The 1252-nt window shown below is 47.3% G+C and carries 1 protein-coding gene; it reads right to left on the reverse strand.

Annotated elements, in window-relative coordinates; all coding sequences use genetic code 11:
* Positions 1-8: 8 nt before the first annotated feature.
* A protein-coding gene (locus Xbud_RS18970; protein ID WP_099137526.1) for an IS3 family transposase occupies positions 9-1177 on the reverse strand; the annotation gives its coding sequence in 2 pieces (ribosomal slippage) (positions 9-928 and positions 928-1177; 1170 coding nt in all).
* Positions 1178-1252 lie beyond the last annotated feature (75 nt).

Consider the following 1252-nt stretch of genomic DNA (forward strand, 5'->3'; position numbering starts at 1 on the left):
TGTTGTGGTCAACAAAAATTGGTCACTGGCTTAGCGTTTTTCCAAAATAATCGTTCTGACTCATTGGGCGTTAACCCATTGTTATACCAGTGAGGACGAAGCTGGCTGTAATAACCTGTTATGTATTGAATAATAGAATGGTAAGCTTCCCTAAAATTTGTATACCCTGCCAAAGGGACCCATTCACTTTTTAAGCTCCGGAAAAAACGTTCCATCGGGCTGTTATCCCAGCAATTTCCCCGCCGGCTCAGGCTTTGTTTAATACCATAACGCTGCAATAATCGTCTGAACGCTTTGCTGGTATAGTGACTACCTTGATCACTGTGAAACAGGATCCCTTGAGGTCTCCCTCTGGATTCAAATGCCCTTTCTAACGCTTTCTTCGTCAGTTCAGAGTCCGGCGAGAAAGACATCGCCCAACCGATGGGTTTACGGGCAAAAAGGTCGATGACGACCGCCAAATAAGCCCAACGTTTACCGGTCCAGATATACGTTACATCCCCACACCACACCTGATTGGGTTCGGTGACCGCAAATTGACGGTCAAGATGATTGGGAATATCGTCATGTTCCTGTTCCTTACAGGAATAGCGATGTGTCGGCTGCTGGCGACTGACCAGCCCCAGTTCAGCCATTAATTTTCCCGCCAGCCATCGGCCCAATGGCCTGCCTTTGGTGGTGACTATCGTCGCCATTGTCCGTGCACCGGCTGAGCCGTGGCTCTCGTTAAAAGCTTCACGCACCAGACTCTTTAATTTTACTCGCTCAGGATCGGGCGGCTTCCTCCGGTTTTGCCAGGCTTGATAACTACTGCGATAAACGCCAAACAGTTGGCAAAGGAAAGCCACGGGATAATGCACTCTGAATTGCTCGATTAGCGAGAATTGTTCAGGTAATCCGACATCAAGAGTGCTGAAGCCTTTTTTAAAACTTCATTTTCCATTTCAAGGCGTTGGAGTTTCTTTTTCAGGTTGCGGATTTCAATGTGCTCCGGCGTGATGGGCGAAGCGTTGGGAGATTTTCCCTGCCGTTCCTGTTTTAACTGATGAACCCATCGCCCCATGGCGGACTGACTGACATTCATGGCTCTGGCGGCATCGGCAATACTGTAGTTTTGGTCAAGCACTAACTGTGCTGACTCCAATTTAAATTCGGGGCTGAAACTTCTTTTCATCATGTCACCTGTTGAATTATCGAAGTGAGCATATCACCTCTATAACGGTGACCAAAATCATTGAACCACATCAATATT

This window comes from Xenorhabdus budapestensis, assembly GCF_002632465.1.
Lineage (GTDB): Bacteria > Pseudomonadota > Gammaproteobacteria > Enterobacterales > Enterobacteriaceae > Xenorhabdus > Xenorhabdus budapestensis.